Source organism: Halobacillus sp. GSS1 (assembly GCF_017307035.1).
In the GTDB taxonomy this organism is placed as follows: Bacteria; Bacillota; Bacilli; order Bacillales; family Halobacillaceae; genus Halobacillus; species Halobacillus litoralis.
In genome coordinates this window covers 93,347-112,678 of the sequence record NZ_JAFLHE010000007.1, presented here as the reverse complement: position 1 = coordinate 112,678, position 19,332 = coordinate 93,347, and the positions used below count along the sequence as shown (strand labels likewise).

Genomic DNA, 19,332 nt, shown 5'->3' with positions numbered 1-19,332 from the left:
CTTCTCAATTTTATATGATTAACAATGAATGAAAACGAGAGTGATCATGACCTCTATGTTTAAGGAGTTAAGCCATGAAGGAAATAGCACTGAAGTTGAATGGCGAAATCAGCCGATTAACGAATAAAACGTTTAAGTTTGATGAACGTGTAGCGGAAGGCTGGTTTTCTGCTGTCTACTTTTTAAAGACAAGAGATATTGTAGAAAATCATTTACCTGATAATAAAGTAACGATGCAATTTTTTCAAAAGGACCATGCCGTATTGTGTGGAACCGACGAAGTCATTGCATTGATCCATACGTTTGCCGAGCACCCAGAGAAGCTTGAGATCCATTCATTGAAAGACGGGGATAAAATCAGTCCTTATGAGACAGTGCTCACGGTGACTGGACCTTATCAGTATTTTGGATTTTTAGAGGGAATCATTGATGGGATATTAGCGAGGAGAACTTCTGTCGCCACCAATGTATATAATGTCGTCAAAGCAGCTCGATCATCGGGCAAGCAGAAGCCCATTATTTTTATGGGTGACCGGGATGATCACTTCACGCAGCAATCAGGCGATGGTTATTCTGCTTTTATCGGCGGTTCCACGGCACAAGCGACACACGCGATGAATGAATGGTGGGGGAAAGAGGGAATGGGAACCATGCCTCATGCCCTGATCCAGATGTTCAAAGGGGATGTTGTAGCGGCAACGAAAGCCTATCATCAACAATTTCCAAACGATCAGCTGATGGCCCTGGTGGATTACAACAATGATGTCATTACTGATTCATTAAAGGTAGCCCGAGAATTTGGTGATGAATTGAAGGGTGTACGCTTAGATACTTCCCGTAACCTCGTAGACAAATACTTCCTAAGAAATCAGCACCTTATGGGTACTTTTGATCCAAGAGGAGTCAATCCTGAATTGATTTTTGCTCTCAGACGTGCTTTGGATCAGGAAGGCTACAAGCATGTGAAAATTGTAGTCAGCGGTGGATTCACCAAGGAGCGGATCCGGGCGTTTGAAGAAAAGAAAGTACCTGTTGATATGTATGGTGTCGGAGGTAGTTTATTGAAAATCGGAATCGGTTTTACAGGTGATAATGTATTGATCGATGGTGAACCAGAAGCCAAGGAAGGTAGAAGGTACAAGCATAATCCACGCTTGGAATATGTTGAATATACTGGAGCAGAAGAATGATCGCTTGAGAAAGGCACGGACAGCGTTTGTTTGTGCCTTTTGATTGGGTCATATTTACTTTTTCTGTCGTCCATTCCGTGATATGATTGGGTAATGCAGATGCGTGGTTATCTAAGCGTGCAACTTTAAATCGCATATCCATGAAGATTACATATACTATACTTAAAGTGACCCACTTTATTTTGGAGGTTCTTGTTTATGACAACTTACCATTTCATTGGTATCAAAGGAACAGGAATGAGTTCGCTTGCCCAGATTCTTCATGATTCTGGTGAGAAGGTTCAAGGATCAGATGTTGAAAAACGTTTTTTTACTCAAGAAGTTTTAGAATCTAAGAATATAGAAATTCTTCCTTTTTCAAAGGAAAACATTCAAGAAGGATTGACGATTATTGCTGGGAATGCCTTCAGTGATGATCACGAGGAAATTCAAGAAGCAAAAGAGCTGGGACTGCCGTTTTATCGTTATCATGAATTTTTAGGAGAGTGGCTGCAAAACTATACAAGTATTGCAGTAACTGGCGCTCATGGTAAGACCTCAACAACAGGATTATTGGCACATGTCCTATCTGAAAATTACCCGACTTCTTATCTTATTGGAGATGGTACAGGTAAGGGGCACGAAAACAGTCAATACTTTGCTTTTGAGGCGTGTGAATATCGACGTCATTTCCTTTCCTATAAACCGGATTACGCGATCATGACGAATATTGATTTCGATCATCCTGACTATTTCAGTAGTGTGGATGATGTATTCCAGGCTTTTCAGGAAATGGCGAAACAAGTGAAAAAAGGAATCATTGCTTGCGGAGATGATGAGCATCTCCAACATATTCAAGCCAATGTACCGGTCCTCTATTATGGACTGGCAGATACAAATGATTTCCAAGCTCAGAACATAACCGAAACATCAGAAGGAACTTCATTCGATGTTTTCGTCAGAAACAACTATTATGATACCTTTACCATTCCACAGTATGGCAACCACACCGTATTGAATGCGTTGAGTGTCATAGCATTATGTCACTATGAAAATATGCAGTCAGAAGAAATAAAAAAACTTGCTACATTCAAGGGTGTTAAACGACGGTTTACAGAAAAACAGTGGCATGACCAGATTTTAGTAGACGATTATGCCCACCACCCAATCGAAATTAACGCCACGATTGAAACGGCTCGAAAGAAATATAAAGATCGCCCCGTAGTCGCGATTTTTCAGCCTCATACGTTCACGAGAACCAAAACGTTCCTTAATGAATTTGCAGAAAGTCTGAACGAAGCGGATGAAGTTTATCTTTGCGATATCTTCGGCTCTGCCAGAGAAAATGAGGGCAAATTGACTATCAATCATTTGCAGGAATTGATTCCTGACTCCCGCGTTTTACAATTGGAAGAAGTCGATCAACTTTCAGCGCATGAAAATGGTGTGTTATTGTTCATGGGAGCAGGCGATATTCAAAAGTTCCAAGAGGCTTATGAGAAGCAGAACGACTAAATTAGCATGCGGCTTTAAGTAAAGCCGCATGCTTTTTGTTTTTCAGCGCTATTTCAAGTTGCGGAGGATTTGATTTGCCGGAAGCAGGGTTTCTTCCCGCTATTTTTTATCTGGTCAAGCCGCTTCGCTGTCCAGGGTATATAACAGCCAATCCAGCCAGGCAAGTCTCGATGCTTTCCAACCACCCCCATTTGGAATAGAGGTGAAACGAACCCTATACTCAAAAGGATGGTTTCTCTACCTCTAAGTAGGATCAAACTTTTATCGCAGGATAATAGCAAAAAGGAACTTTTTCGAACAAAATATCCAATTAGTGAAGGAATTTACGGATAGAATAGCGAATAAGTCCATTTATAGTAGCCACTAACGTTTAGAAATGCCTGATTAGGGTATAAACTAAACTGTGTGGATTACATAAGAAGGAGTGTGCAGGGGGAATGATTATTATTCTGTACATTGCTGCACTAATTGCAGCAGTGGCTTTTGCTGTTCTTGTCATCTTTTTGGCGAGGACTCTGACGGCTGTGCGCCGTACGATGAACAACGTTGCTGACACACTTGAAGGTGTGGAAAAGCAAATGGAAGGAATCACCTTAGAGACAACCGAGCTCTTGAATAAAACCAATAAATTGGCTGAAGATGTCGGAGAAAAGTCACAAAAGTTGAATACTTTAGTAGACGGGGTCAAGGGAATTGGTGACACAGTTCAAGAGTTCAATCAGTCTATTCGATCTGTATCCAAAGGATTAACCCAGTCAGCTCATGAAAACACGGATACAGCAGCCCAAGCCATGAAATGGGGGCAAGTGGCCATCAATTTGTGGAAGAAAGCAAAGAAAGAAGAGACTAAATCTTAAGGAGGAATTCGTTTATGAGTCAACAAAATCAACAAAATGGTAATGGAAGAGATTTCGTACTAGGTTCTTTAATTGGTGGACTTGTAGGAGCTGCCGTAGCCCTATTGTTCGCACCAAAATCCGGTCGTGAACTTCGTGATAATATCAATAGTAGCTCTAGTGAATGGAAAGAGCGTGCTGGAGAGTGGAAAGATGTCGCTTATGAGAAAAGTGGCGAATGGAAAGACAAAGCCGTAGAGTCTTCCTCTCAACTCTCTAAAAACGTGTCAGAGAAATCTCAGCAGTTCAGTGGAGCTGTGAAAGATAAAGTGAAAAACTTCCGTTCAAGTGAAGAAGATGAAGCTGAAAAAGCAGCTCAAGAAGTGGCAGAAGCCATTGAAGAAGCTGCACAAGAGCTTGAAAAGCAACAAGATTCTACGACATCATCTAATTTATAATGAAAAGTGAGATGGAGGTTGAACAATCAACCTCCATCTTTTCTGTTGAAGGAGGAATAAACGTGAAACATGAAGTGATTAAAAGTAAAGAGGAGTTTATAAACATCATAGAAATGCATCAAGAGTTTTTCTTACTAAAGCATAGTCTCACTTGCCCGATCAGTGCTGCAGCTCAAGAGCAGTTTCTCCGTTTTATTGAAGAGACATCTGTTCCATGCTTCATACTTTATGTACAGGATTCAAGAGAACTATCCAACCATATTGCTGAATTCACTGGAGTTCGTCATGAGTCACCTCAGGTCATTCAGTTTCAAGAAGGAGAAGCCGTTTGGCATGACAGTCATTCGGCCATCACAAAAGAAAGATTATTGGAAGTCTAACTTCGTCAAGGCCTGTAAAAAAGCAGGCCTTTTTTGGTTTAGGACAGTATTGTTGATTAAGGTTAGATAAACTTTTGATAAAGAATTTCATGAAAACCCTTTATAGGGGTGACAACTGTCGAAATATTAGCTATAATTGTCCCTAATTATTTAAAGTATTCATCCATTTCATAACACTAAATTCTTGGTAGGGGGACGAACATAATGAGTAATCAAAATCTTGACCAGCTGCGTAGCCAATTAGATGATGTTAATTTACAGCTTTTGAATTTAATCAATAAACGCGGTGATCTGGTAAAGGAAATTGGTCAAATCAAGGAGCAGCAAGGGATGAACCGCTTTGATCCTGTTAGGGAAAGAGCGATGCTCAATCAATTATCTCAACATAACAAAGGTCCTTTCGAGGATTCAACAATCGTTCACTTATTCAAGGAAATCTTCAAGGCAGCTTTAGAGTTGCAAGAAGATGATCACAGGAAGGCCCTGCTTGTATCACGTAAGAAAAAGCCTGAAGACACAGTAGTAGAAATCAAGGGAGAAAAAGTCGGAAATGGATCACCCTCTTTCATTATGGGGCCTTGTTCCGTAGAAAGTTATGAACAAGTATCGACAGTTGCAAAAGCTGTTAAAGACCAAGGGCTTAAACTTTTGCGCGGAGGTGCGTTCAAGCCTAGAACATCTCCTTACGACTTTCAGGGACTTGGTATCGAAGGTCTAAAAATGCTCAAGCAGGCCGCTGACGAACAAGATTTAGCGGTTGTCAGTGAAATCGTAAACCCTGCAGACTTGGAAGAAGCCCTGGATTACTTGGATGTTATTCAAATCGGTGCACGTAACATGCAAAACTTTGAACTTCTTAAAGCAGCAGGTTCTGTGAATAAACCGGTCCTATTAAAAAGAGGAATGTCTGCTACAATTTCGGAGTTCATTAATGCAGCGGAATACATCATCTCCAGAGGGAACCAGGATATCATTCTTTGCGAACGAGGTATCCGTACGTATGAAAAAGCGACGAGAAACACCCTAGATATCTCTGCTGTACCCATTTTAAAACAGGAAACTCACTTGCCTGTAATGGTGGATGTCACACACTCTACCGGTCGTCGTGATCTACTATTACCTGCTGCCAAAGCAGCTCTAGCCATCGGTGCAGATGGAGTCATGGCAGAGGTTCACCCTGATCCAGCTGTAGCCCTGTCTGATTCAGCGCAACAAATGGATATCCCTACATTCCATGCTTTCATGGAAGAGTTAAAAAAATAAAATAAAGACCCCCATTTTACAATTGTAAAGTTTTATAGAACAAACAATGGAAGTGAAAAGTTAGGCTGGTCAGCTAGCCTAACTTTTTTTTGTTTTCAAGCTCTTCTCACTTCAGTAATCTAAATAGAGATTTCAAGGGTGGGAGGTACCCTTTTATCTTATTCTTTTGCAGGGAAACGGCTATCCGTTATAATAATTAGGGTATAATAATACAGAGAAAAGCTACGAATATTGCGCGGGTAAGCGATTTATCGTATGATTATCCTATTGAACAAAAATGAACGACTGGATTTGACGAAGGAGGATGCATGATGAATGTAACAATATATGATGTAGCGAGAGAGGCAAATGTATCGATGGCGACGGTGTCAAGGGTTGTGAATGGGAATCCGAATGTTAAGCCGGCGACTCGTAAAAAAGTACATGACGCCATTGAAAGACTAGGGTATCGACCGAACGCGGTCGCTCGTGGATTAGCAAGTAAGAAAACGACAACCGTTGGAGTAATCATTCCTGACATCTCCAGTATTTTCTTTGCTGAACTAGCGCGAGGAATCGAAGATATCGCAACGATGTACAATTACAATATTATTTTGAGTAACTCCGATCAGAATAAAGATAAAGAGCTTCATTTAATCAATGCCATGTTAGGAAAACAAGTGGATGGCTTGATCTTCATGGGCGGAGATATTACAGAAGATCATATCCGTGAATTCAAAACTTCTTCTGTCCCTATTGCACTTGCTGCCACGGTAGATGAGACAAAAGAAACTCCATCTGTAAATATTAATTACGAAGAAGCTGCTTATGATGCAACAAAGCTGCTGCTTGAAAATAACAATCGTATCGCTTTTGTTTCTGGTCCTGAAAACACGGTCATTAATACTGAAAAAGTAGAAGGCTTTGCACGTGCTATGAAGGAAAGTGGCGAAGAACAGCCGGAAAAATGGATGGTTACAGGCGATTACTCCTATGATTCTGGCCTTGAAGCATTAGAACAGATTGTCGAGATGGACAACCAGCCAACGGCTATTTTCGTTTCTTCAGATGAGATGGCACTTGGTGTCATTCATGGTGCGCAAGACCGTGGCATTCGTGTTCCGGAGGACATAGAAGTCTTTGGTTTTGATAACACCCGCCTAGCTACGATGGTGCGTCCGACGCTTTCTACAGTCGTGCAGCCAATGTATGATATTGGCGCCGTGGCCATGCGTCTTCTTACGAAATTCATGAATAAAGAAGAAGTGGAAGAGCAGAATGTCATTTTGCCGCATAGAATTATCGAAAGAAACTCAACTCAGCAGAAATAGTACCGATATATGTACTATAAGGTACTTGTTCGAAACTGAGGAGAGAGTGGAATGACAAAAAAAGATTTATTGACTCCCATCGGAATTACAGTCGGTTTTGCCATGGTCATGTTTGGGATCATGGCAAACGCTGGTTTCGGAGGATTTAAGTCGTTTATTCAAGTGTCTTCGATCTTAATCGTTCTTGGGGGGCTTGCAGCAGCGATTCTAGTAAACTTCAATATGAGAGAAGTGAAGCTGACGTTCCGTGTAACTAAAGAGGCTTTTAAAACGAGTGACTTGAATTTAAGAGAATTGATTTCCTTGTTTGTAAGCTTATCTGAAAAAGCAAGGAGAGAAGGTTTACTTGCTCTTGAGACAGAACTGGAAGAAGTGGAAGATCCCTTTATTAAAAAGGGAATCCTTCTTGCTGTAGATGGTATTGAACCAGAGGTCATCAATGACATTATGAAAGCAGAAATCGTGGCCGTTGAAGAGCGTCATCAAAGAGGGAGAGCTATCATTGAGAAGGCAGGAGAATATGCCCCGGCATGGGGAATGATTGGGACATTGATTGGTCTCGTCCTTATGCTGCAAAGCTTATCCAATCCTGCAACACTTGGTCCTCAAATGGCTGTAGCCCTGCTTACTACCTTTTATGGTACATTGCTTGCCAACCTCGTCTTTATCCCAATGGCTGGAAAGCTTGAAAACAAAACGTATGAAGAGATATTCATAAAACAAGTTATCATTGAAGGTGTTATTGGTGTGCAGTCTGGGCAGAATCCTAAAATTCTGGAAGAAAAACTGAGCGCATTTTTATCTGAAAGTGATAAGAATGTAGAAGAAAAGGAACAAGTAGAGGAAGATCCATTAGGAGCTACTGCTAATGAATCTTAAGCGTAGAAGGGAAAAGAATAAAGGTGCACCCAAATGGATGACTACATATGCGGATATGATTACACTGGTACTTGTGTTTTTCATTCTTTTATTCTCCATGTCTCAAATTAATTTAGTGAAATTTGAAGCCATAGCAGAGTCCTTCCGTAATCGGATGATTTTTGACTTTTATCCATCGGCTATCGAGAGCGACTATCCAACAGAACAAACGAAAATTCAAGAGAACGGGGAAAAAAACAATGAGTTTGAAGACCCTGTAGAAACGCCTGATCATGTGGCATCTAAAGAGGATGAGCAGACGGAAGAACTTGAAGCATTAAAAAAAGAAGTCGATGAATATCTTAAGGAGAACGACCTCAGTGACATTATTGCAGCTACTCAAACAGAGCGGGGGGTTGTACTGGTCTTAGAAGAACAGTTGCTATTTGAAACGAGCCGTGCTGAAATCCTTGATGGAGCAAAACCTTTTTTAACGAAAGTCGGTACCCTTTTAACGAATATTCCGAATTTCGTTAAAGTAGAGGGGCATACCGATAATCGGCAGATCAACACTTATCGTTACCCTTCAAATTGGGAGTTATCTGGAGCTAGAGCTAGCAGCGTCATCCGCTATATCCTTACAAACACGGAAGGGTTAGATCCCAAGCGTTTTACTGCTGTCGCTTATGCAGAAACAAGACCCGTAGCACCGAATGATTCAGAAAAAAATTGGAGTAAAAACCGGAGAGTGGAAATTGTGATTCTTGACCCGGATTACGAAAGCCCCTCTACTTAATTAAAGCCACTACTGCAAGAGAGTAGTGGCTTTTTTTTACATAGAATTAGTATTGAACTTCTTCTGATTGTGGATTAATTGTAAGGCTTTTGCTAACACTTTTTTATTTTTTTCTGTTATTTCTTCCCGGCGTGGAATTGGTTTGAATGCATGAGGGGGGTCATGCCAGGTTTCCATCAAGTCCACCGGAGCCTCTTTTTGCCATTTTTGAACCCATTCCACTGGCAGGGCCCCCTGGAAAGGGGTTTGGTCATTCATTACTTTCCAAATTTGTGCCCAGGCCCGCGGGACCACTCGCCAGATGTCATACCCGCCTCCTCCAAGAGCAATCCATTTCCCTTCACAGTATTCGTGAGCAAGTTCATGAGCCAGTTTTGGAATAGCTTCGTAAATTTTCATCGTGGAGCATAAGTGAGTTAAAGGATCAAAATGATGAGCATCCGCACCGTTTTGAGTGACAATGACATCCGGTTTGAAGAAATTCACAATTTCTCTGAAAGCGGATTCATAAACACTTAAAAAAGATTCATCTTCTGTAAAAGCATCGATGGGGATATTAAACGAATAACCGTACCCCTCTTTTAGCCCACGTTCATTTACGTTTCCAGTGCCAGGAAAAAGGTATCGTCCTGTTTCATGAATGGAAAAAGTGCACACGTTCGGATCGTCATAAAAAGCCCATTGTACGCCATCTCCGTGGTGCGCATCGGTATCTACATACAAGACTTTAGCCTTGTACTTTTCGCGGATATATTTAATGCCTACGGCTCCATCATTATAGATGCAAAAACCAGAGGCTTTACGTTCAAAACCATGGTGCAAACCACCGCCAAGATTCAATGCGTGCTGCACCTTTCCTTCCATAACTGCATCTATAGCAGATAATGTACTTCCAACAAGCAACTGAGATGCTTTATGCATGCCTTTAAAAATTGGAGTATCTTCGGTACCAATCCCGAACTCCATACCCTCATCTTCTGTCAATAACCCCTGCCCTGCTTTTTTGACAGCTTCAATATACTTTTTGCTGTGCGCAAGCGATAATTCATCTTCTGTAGCCAATCGTGGAGCAATGATGTCCTTTTCAGATAACGCACCTGCAGATTCTAACAAATCTTTTGTCATCACCACACGCATTTGATTGAAAGGATGATCGTCGCGAAAGCGGTATGTCGTAAATTCATCGGAGTACACAAATCCAGCATGACAGGTCATGATGGAATCCCTGGCATTTGAGGCCACAGTACTTCGTAGCCTTCAGATTTCAAGTCCTCAATCGTAGGCAGGGGATTCATGGTTTGGATCCTTACCACTATGATTTTATATTTGGGATCCGGTTTATAGGGATAGATGAGGACAGAGCTGATATTCACTTTTCTTTTACCGAACACTTGAGTTACTTGAGGCAGTATTCCGGGTTTATTAATCACTTTAACTTCAATCTGTGAACTTTGGACATGAGTTCCCGTCAGTTGAATGAGCGTATACAACATATCCTTTTCCGTTATAATTCCTACCAGTTTTTCATCTCGGGTCACAGGGACACAGGCAATTTCCTGCTCATAAAAAATGGAGGCTACTTCTTCAACAAAATCCAGCGGGTGCACCGTTGTTACGGGTGAGGTCATGATGGATCGAATTGGATTTTTCAGCTCTTCATGAGCGGTTTCTTTGTCAAAGACTGAAGGACTTGCATCTCTAACATCACGGTCTGAGACGATGCCAATGACTTCATTTTTTTCGTTGATGATTGGGATATGACGAATATGATGTTCGTGAAGGAGTTTCAAAGCTTTTTCAATGGTTTCTTCAGGCGAAAGGGTAATAACTTTCTCTTTCATGATTTCTTCCACTAACATATGACTACCTCCTCGTGCGATATTGATGCCTTGTTAAGAACCTCAATTTATCAAATTGTTCAACAGATGAATCAGAGACATGGTTTCCTATCTTCACCATCAAGCAGTTTGCAGGATGGGATATGATTTCTGGATCGTCAGTAGGAGAGGGAGTAAGGCCTCCTGCTGCCATCATTTTTTCCATGACTTTTCGATAATCCCAAATGTTCAGTCCTGTTCCTTTAAGGTCCCAGTGCCAATAATATTCCGTAGAAATGATGATATAGTTTTCCATATATTCATCCATCATGGAGACTTTTAATAGACGCGAGCCAATTCGATAGCCGCGGAATTTTGGAATGACTTCAATTGCTCCAAGCTCTATGAGGTCTTCCATATTTCCTTCCGACCAACGTTCAAGAGGGTCTGGATGGAGATAGGTTACATAACCGATAATTTCCTCATTGTGCCTTGCAATAATAATGCGTCCTTCTTCGAAGTCTGCAATCCCTTTAATCGCCTCGAATTGTTTTTCCGGGGGACGGAAGGCCGTCAAACCTTCATGGAACGTGTACTTCTCAAGATCTTCAGAGGGCAATGGACCTTCTACGATGACAGGTCCATGTTCTGTGTCAAATGCCTCGTAATGATACGTCTTTTCATGATTCATTCAGCCACCACCTGACATAGATTAATTTGCTAATTTCCTCCATTATACATGAAACCATGCTTGTTTTTCATGGTGTATGAAAAAATCCGACCGGCAAGCCGATCGGATTTTCATTCATGATTTAATTTTCCTGAGGATCTGATCCATCATCTGCTCCAGAATCATTACCTTCTGACCCGTCACCAGAGTCAGAATCCTCTTCAGAGTCAGAACCGGAACCATCTCCAGTGCCATCGTCAGATCCTTCTCCGCCAGAGTCCTCACCGGAGTTCCCTTCGGAGTTATCGTCTCCAGATCCACTTTCTCCAGAATCGTTGTTTCCGGATCCTTCACCATCGTTTGACTGTCCACCATCTGAATTTCCTTCATCATTTCCAGAATCATTTCCATTCGAACCGTTGGAGTTTCCGTCCCCATCATTGGAAGATCCGTTATTGGAAGAATCATTTCCTGAGTTTGAATTTCCTCCTGAGTTATTAGAGGAGGTGTCTTGATCATCAGAAGGTTCTGGTGCGCCGGGATTTCCTACCGTCGTCGTTCCGGATAATCCCGAAGACTGACCGAAGTAATCTACGGCTCTTACGGCATAAATTCCGCTTCCTCCTGAGAATCCAAGAGAATTGTCGACTGTACTTCCAATTTGAGTGAATGATCCTCCTGGTGTAGAAGCGCGATAAACGCGGTATCCTACAACATCACTGCTGGAGGAAGGTGACCAGGAAATGGCCGATCCACTAGCACTCACGGACCCTGGTGCGGCTGGTGCCTGTCCATCATTATCAATGGAAGAAGCGGTCGATCCGATACTATCCGTAGAAGGAAGAGCCACATTGGACCATGCGCCTGAATTCGGCAAGAGTTCTCTTAATACTTCAGAGCTTGTGTACCCATTTTCTTCTAAGAATTCAGGGCTGAGAGTAACGCCTCCACCATCGATAATAAATTCACCAGGTGTATTCGGACCTGCTACGACCAGTTGATCTTTGACACGGACAAAATCACCGCTGATCAAGCTGTCGTCTACTTTTGTTGGTGCATAGTCGGCATCGTATAGATCGCTCTTGGCAAGCCCAACAGAAGAGCATAGGTCAGAGGCCAGCAGTCCTGATGTTGCGCAATATGAACGCGTCACCAAACCACCCGGGCTTTGGAAGTCGTTCTTAGGAACCATCAGTTCTGGTCGGATTTCAGATACGGCGTTTACAACGTCCGCCCATAAGCCCTGCGTACGCGAGTTATAGTTCAAGTGCTGCATGTTTCCTTCTGCAAAACCAGTCCACATGCCGACTGTGACATTTGGGTTTGTCGCTACAAACCAGGAGTCTCGGGTTTGTTGTGATGTTCCGGTTTTTCCGGCCCAGTCAACTCCACGATTGTAAAGTAAACCGCGGACCCTTGAACCAGTTCCGTATTCCAAAACATCCCGCATGACATCGATAGTTAGATAGGCAGCTTGTGGGCTGTATACTTCTGTTTCTTCCGCTTGGTGTTCATAAATGGTTTCCCCGTCTTTTGTTTCGATTTTTTCAATCATGTACGCATCTACGAATTTACCCATATTTCCGAATGTAGCATAAGCGTTTACGTTCTGCTCTACGGTTATTCCTGTAGTAAGGGCTCCAAGAGCCATTGATTCGGACTCATAATCATTATATACCCGGCCATTTATCGTTACATTTTTTAATAAGTTATCTTTCATGCCCATCTTATCGAGATATTTTTCAACTGGGTTCTTATCTAAGATTTTGTTATATTGCTTTACTGCAGGTACGTTATAAGATTTTGCTAGTGCATACCTTGCTGACACAAAACCTCGATGTTTCCTAGAGAAGTTCCTTACTTCTTGTCCATTTGATTTGTAGTTGTATGGAACATCTGCAATAACAGAACCAGGCTGAGCTTCTCCCATATCAAAGCTTGGCCCATAAACTAGGAGCGGTTTCATTGTACTACCATTTGAGCGGTCAGCTTGAGTTGCGTGGTTCATGTTTTCTACCTCGAAATCATAGCCGCCAATAAATCCATAAATCTTACCTGTTGAGTTTTCAATGAGCACACTACCTAATTGTAGAGGAATATCTTCTTTAAATTCTTGTCCATCACTGTCCAAGACCGTTTTTTGCCCCCATGGCCAGTTCCCTTCTGTATAGGAATCTCTCACTTTCTGCATAGCATCATAGACTTCCTTGTCTAGTGTGGTATGAATCTGGTATCCTCCGGCAGAAAGTTCACGCTCTGCCATCGTCTCATATTCCTCACTTAACTCGTCGTCTTCTGCAAGGTCTTTTTCGGTATGACCGTTTTCTTTCATTAAGTGATCTTTAATGAGTGCTTTCGCTCTACCTTGGACTTCCTGGTTAATAGCAGGATAAGTACCCAGAACCGTAGCTTTTGGATCTGTTAACGTTTCTTCATTAATCTCGAACTTCATCGCTTCATCATACTCTGCCTGGGTGATGTATTCAGCCTCATGCATACGTTCAAGAACTTCGTGCATGCGGTCGATCCCCGCTTCTAAATTTTCTGGTTCTTTTATCGATCCGTCATTATAGAAAGGGGTATATCCGAAGGGTGATTGAGGTAATCCTGCAATATAAGCGGATTGTGCTAATGTTAAATCTTTAGCATCTACCCCAAAAATCCCTTGAGCTGCAGTTTGTACGCCTGCCACATTTTGACCATTCGCATTCCTGCCAAAAGGTACTATGTTTAAATAGGCTTCCAAAATCTCATCTTTATCAAGGAATCGTTCGATTCTTAAAGCCAGCAGCATTTCTTTGGCTTTACGTTCAAACGATACTTCGTTCGTCAGGATTTGGTTCTTAACCAGCTGCTGGGTCAAGGTACTTCCACCTGTTTTGACGGAGGAGTTGGTCACTTCCTGAACAACAGCCCGCATGACCGCTTTCGGAACCACACCTTTATGTTCCCCGAAATATTCATCCTCTGTCGCAATTACAGCATTTCTCAAATGTTTATTAATCTGCTCTAATTGGACTTCTTCACGATAGAGATCCGACCTGACATCTCCAATCTCTGTTTTTTCATCGTTGAAGAACATGGTCGAGGTTTCCGAATAGTTATAAATCGTTTCTTTCATCTGCTCTTCGCTTCTGACCTCTTCATCTTTCACAAGAGAAGCGAAATAGCCGGCGCCTACACCACCTGCGAAGAATAACCCGATAACACCGATGATGATAAAAAATAAGATGACGTTCCATACGACATCATAGGTGATCCGGCCATTTTTCTGGATGGTGCCACTCTGCCATAAAGAGCGTATATCCAGCTTTTTTCGCCCGTTTTCCGGTTTATTAGACATGATAATACCTCCTAAAAAATCCACCAATATTATAACACACCCAAGGAAGATAGGATATAATTCTCCTTCTGGTTTATTGCTTTTTGGGTTGTGTTGTGATAAATATATACGTAGATGAATATATGTGCGTTGAAGGACTGGAGTAAAAAACAATTCCCTGTTTCAGAGAGCCGATGGTGGGTGAGAGTCGGTACACAGTTGTTTTTGAATTACGACCTGGAGCATTCTTCTGGTATGAATCAGAAGACGGTGAAATGCCGTTATCGATCGGAGTGGCACATGATACGTGTGTGTGTGCAACAAGGGTGGTACCGCGAGACCTCGTCCCTTTTTACAGGGAGCGAGGTCTTTTTTTGTTTTCAGAAAATTCATCTCTTAGACCTTAGCACAAGTCTATCTATTAAAGAATGAGGAGTGATCCAATGAATATTTTGAAGGATTTGCAACAACGTGGTTTGATCAATCAGATGACAGACGAAGAAGGTTTAAAAAAACACCTGGCGTCAGAACAAGTAACGCTTTACTGCGGCTTTGATCCGACAGCGGACAGTCTTCATATTGGACACCTGCTTCCAGTACTCATGTTGAAAAGATTCCAGCAAGCAGGGCACCGTCCGATTGCACTTGTCGGTGGCGGTACGGGAATGATCGGGGACCCGAGTGGCCGCTCAAGTGAAAGACAATTGAACAGTGCGGAGGTTGTTCAGGGATACAGTGAGAGTATTAAAGAACAATTAGCGAGAATCCTGAATTTTGATGAAGGTGAAAATGCGGCGGTTGCGCGCAATAACCATGAATGGTTATCTCAAATGACCATCATCGATTTCCTTCGGGATACCGGGAAACATTTTGGAATCAACTATATGTTGGCGAAAGATTCTGTAGAGTCCCGTATTGAACAGGGAATCAGCTATACAGAATTCTCTTACATGATCTTGCAGTCTCTTGACTTTCAACAATTGTACCAGAAAGAGAATTGCACGCTCCAAATTGGAGGAAGCGATCAGTGGGGGAACATTACGGCGGGACTTGAACTGCTGAGAAGGTCTGCGGCAGGAGAAGAAGAAGTGGAAGCCTATGGTCTGACTGTTCCATTGATTACGAAAGCGGATGGTTCGAAGTTCGGGAAGACAGCTGGTGGAGCCATCTGGCTTGATCCTGAGAAAACATCTCCTTACGAATTCTATCAGTTCTGGATCAACGCAGATGATCGGGATGTCATCCGCTTCTTGAAGTATTTCACCTTCTTAAGCATAGAAGAAATCACTGAGTTGGAAAAAGAAGTAGAAAGCCAGCCTGAAAAGCGTGTGGCTCAACGTCGTCTCGCTGAAGAAATGACCCAGCTCGTTCATGATGAGGAAGCCTTGAAACAGGCGGAGCGAATTTCTGCTGCTTTATTCAGTGGAGATATCAAAGCTTTATCAGGCGCAGAAATTGAGCAAGGATTTAAAGATGTGCCGACTTACCATTCCGAAGAAAAAGAACCGCAGCTGCTCGACCTGCTCGTGGATGCAGGCATTTCTTCTTCCAAGCGTCAGGCGCGCGAGGACATCGGCAATGGGGCCGTTTACATTAACGGGGAACGTAATCAGGATCTTAAGCATACAATCGGTGAGGAAGATCGTATTGAGGATCGCTTTACCATTATCCGCCGTGGAAAGAAAAAGTATTTCTTGGTTAAGTTCCAATAACAAAGCAAAGAGGCGGACCGTTTATGGTCCGCCTCTTTATTTATGGGTTATTTAGAGCAACTGACTCACTTCACCATTTTAAAATAAAAAAAGCGCCTCTGAAATGTAAATAACATTCCAAAGGCGCTTTGTCGTTAATCTGCAAAAGCAGATATTAACGAGAGTAGAATTCAACGATAAGTGCTTCGTTGATTTCAGAAGGAAGCTCAGAACGCTCAGGGAAACGAGTGTACGTTCCTTCACGCTTGTCTTCGTCGAAAGTAAGATATTCTGGTACGAAGTTGTTTACTTCGATCGCTTCTTCTACGACGTTAAGCTTTTGAGATTTTTCACGAAGGCTGATCATTTGACCAGGCGCTACGCGGTAAGATGGGATATCAACGCGACCGCCATCTACTGTAACGTGACCGTGAGTAACTAGCTGACGAGCTTGGTTGCGCGTACGAGCTAGACCTAGACGGTAAACGATATTATCCAAACGGGATTCAAGAAGGATCATGAAGTTTTCACCGTGGATTCCTTTCATGTTACCCGCTTCTTCAAACAAGCGGCGGAATTGACGCTCAGTCAAACCGTACATGAAACGAAGCTTTTGCTTCTCTTGTAGTTGAAGACCGAATTCGGATAGTTTTTTACGTTGGTTTGGACCGTGTTGTCCAGGAGCGTAAGGGCGCTTTTCAAGCTCCTTACCAGTTCCGCTTAAAGAAATACCATAACGACGTGATTTTTTCCAGGTTGGACCTGTGTAACGTGCCATAGGAATTTCCTCCTTTTTATTTTATTTTGCATAAAATAAAAACAGTGTGTCCCTTCGGTCATTGCTCATTATGTTTTCATGCACCTTCGCCCCAGCAGCAGAGAGTTACACGATGCACCTCAAAGAGAGGAACAAAATGATGACAATGGTGGTTCACATAGGCTGCCATTTATTTTACACAAAGAACATTGTAATCCTTATAGATACGGAAGTCAAGGGGACTGAAATAAAAAAGGTGTCGAGTATGGAAGAGTGGATCGTAAGAAATATAGTGATTATGGTATTTTTTATATTTAGTGTGAGAATCCCCATGTTGGTGAAAGGATCCATTATGTTCCGTGCCTATCGTTCTTCTGGTGTTTATCGCGATGTTTCTAATAGATACAGTTTTAAAAAGGTAAGGTTGGCTGATTCCAGGCAAACAGATATAGAATGATATAAAAGTGAAAAGGTTATAAAGATATATTTTTACATATTCAAGGTCGTTTTTATGATTAAAGTAATGGTACAATATACTCAAATCGTTTGTTAGGGAAGATAGGTGAGTCGAATGATTGTCCAATCCCTCATCAAGAAGAGAATGGAAAAACTGCAAGGTCGTCTGTTCCGATATTTTATCTCAGAATCACCCTATACGTATGAACAGTTTGTTGTCAACCTGACTGATGAAATAAAGAAATTTTCCGAAGCCTCTTTTTGTGCTATATATTTGCTGGATGAATGGAAAGGGTGGTTTCAAATCCATTCAAAGGACAGGTACATGAGAGAATCACTGAGAAGTCATTTTTCTCTCAATGATTTATATACCCAGACGCCGAATCAATCCGACCTACAACATATTATTGATGCGAAAGAAGTGGGGTCTTCGTTGCGGGTCACCTCACTACACTCTGGGGGAAATGTCTTTGGGTATCTGGTTCTGAAGGGAGCGGCTGCCTTGCATATGCAGGAGGATTTACTGCATGCGATTGGGTCAGAGGTTACGAAATGTATTAAAAAAATCGAAGGGTTTTACATGTCCATGGAGGAAGAGAAAAAATACGAGTTGTTATACAAAGTAACTTCTCACTTCCATTCCTCTATCGATACAGATGGAGTGTTAAAAGAAATTATTGAAACTCTAAGAAAAACCTATCCGGATTTTCAATACTATTTATTGTTGTCGAATGATTACACGAAAGATAATGACCTCCCTGTACGCGAGCTCACTTATGACATGGATCTTGAGTCAAGTGCAAGTACACAGGCTTATTTAACTGGAGAAGTACAAATGGAAGACCATCTGGTAGAAAAGCGATCGATTCTATACGCCCCTCTTAAAGGAAAACAAGGCATCTATGGAGTTTTGAAAGTTGTAACCCCGGAATATTTACATTTTCCAAAAAAAGATATCGAATTTTTCATTTTCATAGCAAAAGCAGCGGGGAAGGCTCTTGAAAATGCTCAGCTCTATCAGCAATCAAGAAAGTTAAACAGTGATTTGCAATTGATTAACTCTACATCACAAAAACTCAACTCCAATATGCGATTAACTGAAAAGATTCGCTATATGGCTTATAAAATTCAACAGTCTTTTGATGCGGATGAAGTTGGTTTTGTTACATATGAAGAACCTGCGATTCCCACCGTTCTAGAGGGGAGTACAGAATATTTCGCTTCGTCTGACTCAACACCGCTTATCCATTATGTAAAAGAATCCATATCTCATCAAGAGGGCCCGCTTTTCATAGGTGATTTGGATGCAAAGCCAATCGAACATGTTTTGCCTTACCGTTCTCTGATGGCCGTTCCAATGAAAGACCACGAACATATCAGTGGTCTTGCGATTGTCCTCCATAAAGATCCATATTTTTTTACATTTGAGTCATTCAAACTTCTGCAATCGCTTGTCGCTCATTCCACGCTTGCTTTTGCGAATTCAATCCTGAGAGAGAAGTTGGAGAAAGCGGTCATCACTGATTATCTAACCAAACTTCATTCAAGGGTTCATTTGGACCAATGCGTGGAGAAACATGTCAAACATGATGAGCAAGGTAGTTTGATTCTCTTTGATATCGATAATTTTAAGAATATCAATGATACCTATGGTCACCAGGTGGGGGACGAGGTCATTTGTCAGGTAGCTGATATTATCAAAGCAGTGATAGGGAATCATGGCCTTTCTGCACGGTGGGGTGGAGAAGAACTAGCGGTTTACCTTCCGATGCTTCCATCTGAAAAAGCCCACGATTTGACCGAAATGATCCGTGAAAAGATAGCGATGTCCACTTCTCCTGCTGTAACTGTTTCCTGTGGGATTGCTCCGTGGAAGGCAGAATGGGTCAGACCCACACGTAAACAAATTGTCCAACAGGCGGATCAAGCTTTATATAAAGCCAAAAGTTCAGGAAGAAATCGAATTGTAACGGCTCACCCAATAAAAGAAAGAAGCTGACAAAGAAGCCGCTGGAGTGTTTTCCACTCCAGCGG

General features: G+C 42.0%; 16 protein-coding genes and 1 other annotated feature. Of the genes, 11 read left to right on the top strand and 5 right to left on the bottom strand.

Annotated features, from left to right (window positions below):
• Positions 1-74: 74 nt before the first annotated feature.
• From J0K78_RS14030 to motS, 9 genes are all read left to right on the top strand, one after another.
• Positions 75-1,190 carry a nicotinate phosphoribosyltransferase gene (locus J0K78_RS14030; RefSeq protein ID WP_160916309.1) on the top strand — a complete coding sequence of 372 codons (1,116 nt, stop codon included), beginning with the start codon at positions 75-77 and terminating at the stop codon, positions 1,188-1,190.
• 198 nt (positions 1,191-1,388) lie between these two features.
• Positions 1,389-2,684 (top strand): UDP-N-acetylmuramate--L-alanine ligase, encoded by a 1,296-nt coding sequence (gene murC, locus J0K78_RS14025; RefSeq protein ID WP_160916307.1) that lies wholly within the window; start codon positions 1,389-1,391, stop codon positions 2,682-2,684.
• Between the two features lie 437 nt (positions 2,685-3,121).
• Positions 3,122-3,541: a DUF948 domain-containing protein gene (locus tag J0K78_RS14020; protein WP_089650496.1), complete on the top strand. Its 420-nt coding sequence runs from the start codon at positions 3,122-3,124 to the stop codon at positions 3,539-3,541.
• 14 nt (positions 3,542-3,555) lie between these two features.
• Positions 3,556-3,978, top strand: coding sequence for a YtxH domain-containing protein (locus tag J0K78_RS14015; RefSeq protein WP_206947618.1), 423 nt, complete (start codon positions 3,556-3,558; stop codon positions 3,976-3,978).
• A gap of 62 nt (positions 3,979-4,040) precedes the next feature.
• Positions 4,041-4,358: a bacillithiol system redox-active protein YtxJ gene (ytxJ, locus tag J0K78_RS14010; protein ID WP_206947617.1), complete on the top strand. Its 318-nt coding sequence runs from the start codon at positions 4,041-4,043 to the stop codon at positions 4,356-4,358.
• Between the two features lie 204 nt (positions 4,359-4,562).
• Positions 4,563-5,621 (top strand): bifunctional 3-deoxy-7-phosphoheptulonate synthase/chorismate mutase, encoded by a 1,059-nt coding sequence (locus tag J0K78_RS14005; RefSeq protein WP_160916301.1) that lies wholly within the window; start codon positions 4,563-4,565, stop codon positions 5,619-5,621.
• A 311-nt stretch (positions 5,622-5,932) separates the two neighbouring features.
• A complete protein-coding gene (gene ccpA, locus J0K78_RS14000) occupies positions 5,933-6,931 on the top strand; it encodes a catabolite control protein A (protein ID WP_206947616.1) in 999 nt (332 codons plus the stop codon).
• A gap of 51 nt (positions 6,932-6,982) precedes the next feature.
• Positions 6,983-7,810, top strand: a complete 828-nt coding sequence (gene motP, locus J0K78_RS13995; protein WP_206947615.1) for a flagellar motor protein MotP — start codon at positions 6,983-6,985, stop codon at positions 7,808-7,810.
• Positions 7,800-8,585, top strand: a complete 786-nt coding sequence (gene motS, locus J0K78_RS13990; protein WP_206947614.1) for a flagellar motor protein MotS — start codon at positions 7,800-7,802, stop codon at positions 8,583-8,585. The genes motP and motS overlap by 11 nt, the downstream gene beginning before the upstream one ends.
• Positions 8,586-8,621: 36 nt before the next feature.
• On the opposite strand, the gene J0K78_RS13985 is transcribed toward motS, so the two are convergent.
• From J0K78_RS13985 to J0K78_RS13970, 4 genes are all read right to left on the bottom strand, one after another.
• Positions 8,622-9,800 (bottom strand): acetoin utilization protein AcuC, encoded by a 1,179-nt coding sequence (locus tag J0K78_RS13985; RefSeq protein WP_206947613.1) that lies wholly within the window; start codon positions 9,798-9,800, stop codon positions 8,622-8,624.
• Positions 9,797-10,444, bottom strand: coding sequence for an acetoin utilization AcuB family protein (locus J0K78_RS13980; protein WP_206947612.1), 648 nt, complete (start codon positions 10,442-10,444; stop codon positions 9,797-9,799). Before J0K78_RS13980 ends, J0K78_RS13985 begins: the two co-directional genes overlap by 4 nt.
• A gap of 4 nt (positions 10,445-10,448) precedes the next feature.
• Positions 10,449-11,093, bottom strand: a complete 645-nt coding sequence (locus J0K78_RS13975; protein WP_160916290.1) for a GNAT family N-acetyltransferase — start codon at positions 11,091-11,093, stop codon at positions 10,449-10,451.
• A 121-nt stretch (positions 11,094-11,214) separates the two neighbouring features.
• Complete coding sequence (locus tag J0K78_RS13970; protein ID WP_206947611.1) at positions 11,215-14,415, bottom strand: transglycosylase domain-containing protein; 3,201 nt, start codon at positions 14,413-14,415, stop codon at positions 11,215-11,217.
• 120 nt (positions 14,416-14,535) lie between these two features.
• Positions 14,536-14,747: a binding site (T-box leader), on the top strand.
• A gap of 90 nt (positions 14,748-14,837) precedes the next feature.
• Here J0K78_RS13970 and tyrS point away from each other — a divergent pair.
• Complete coding sequence (gene tyrS / locus J0K78_RS13965) at positions 14,838-16,106, top strand: tyrosine--tRNA ligase (RefSeq protein ID WP_206947610.1); 1,269 nt, start codon at positions 14,838-14,840, stop codon at positions 16,104-16,106.
• Between the two features lie 154 nt (positions 16,107-16,260).
• On the opposite strand, the gene rpsD is transcribed toward tyrS, so the two are convergent.
• Complete coding sequence (gene rpsD / locus J0K78_RS13960) at positions 16,261-16,863, bottom strand: 30S ribosomal protein S4 (RefSeq protein ID WP_160916284.1); 603 nt, start codon at positions 16,861-16,863, stop codon at positions 16,261-16,263.
• 550 nt (positions 16,864-17,413) lie between these two features.
• Here rpsD and J0K78_RS13955 point away from each other — a divergent pair.
• The gene (locus J0K78_RS13955; RefSeq protein WP_206947609.1) at positions 17,414-19,297 is read left to right on the top strand and encodes a sensor domain-containing diguanylate cyclase; all 1,884 of its coding nucleotides are present in this window, start codon (positions 17,414-17,416) and stop codon (positions 19,295-19,297) included.
• Positions 19,298-19,332: the final 35 nt, after the last annotated feature.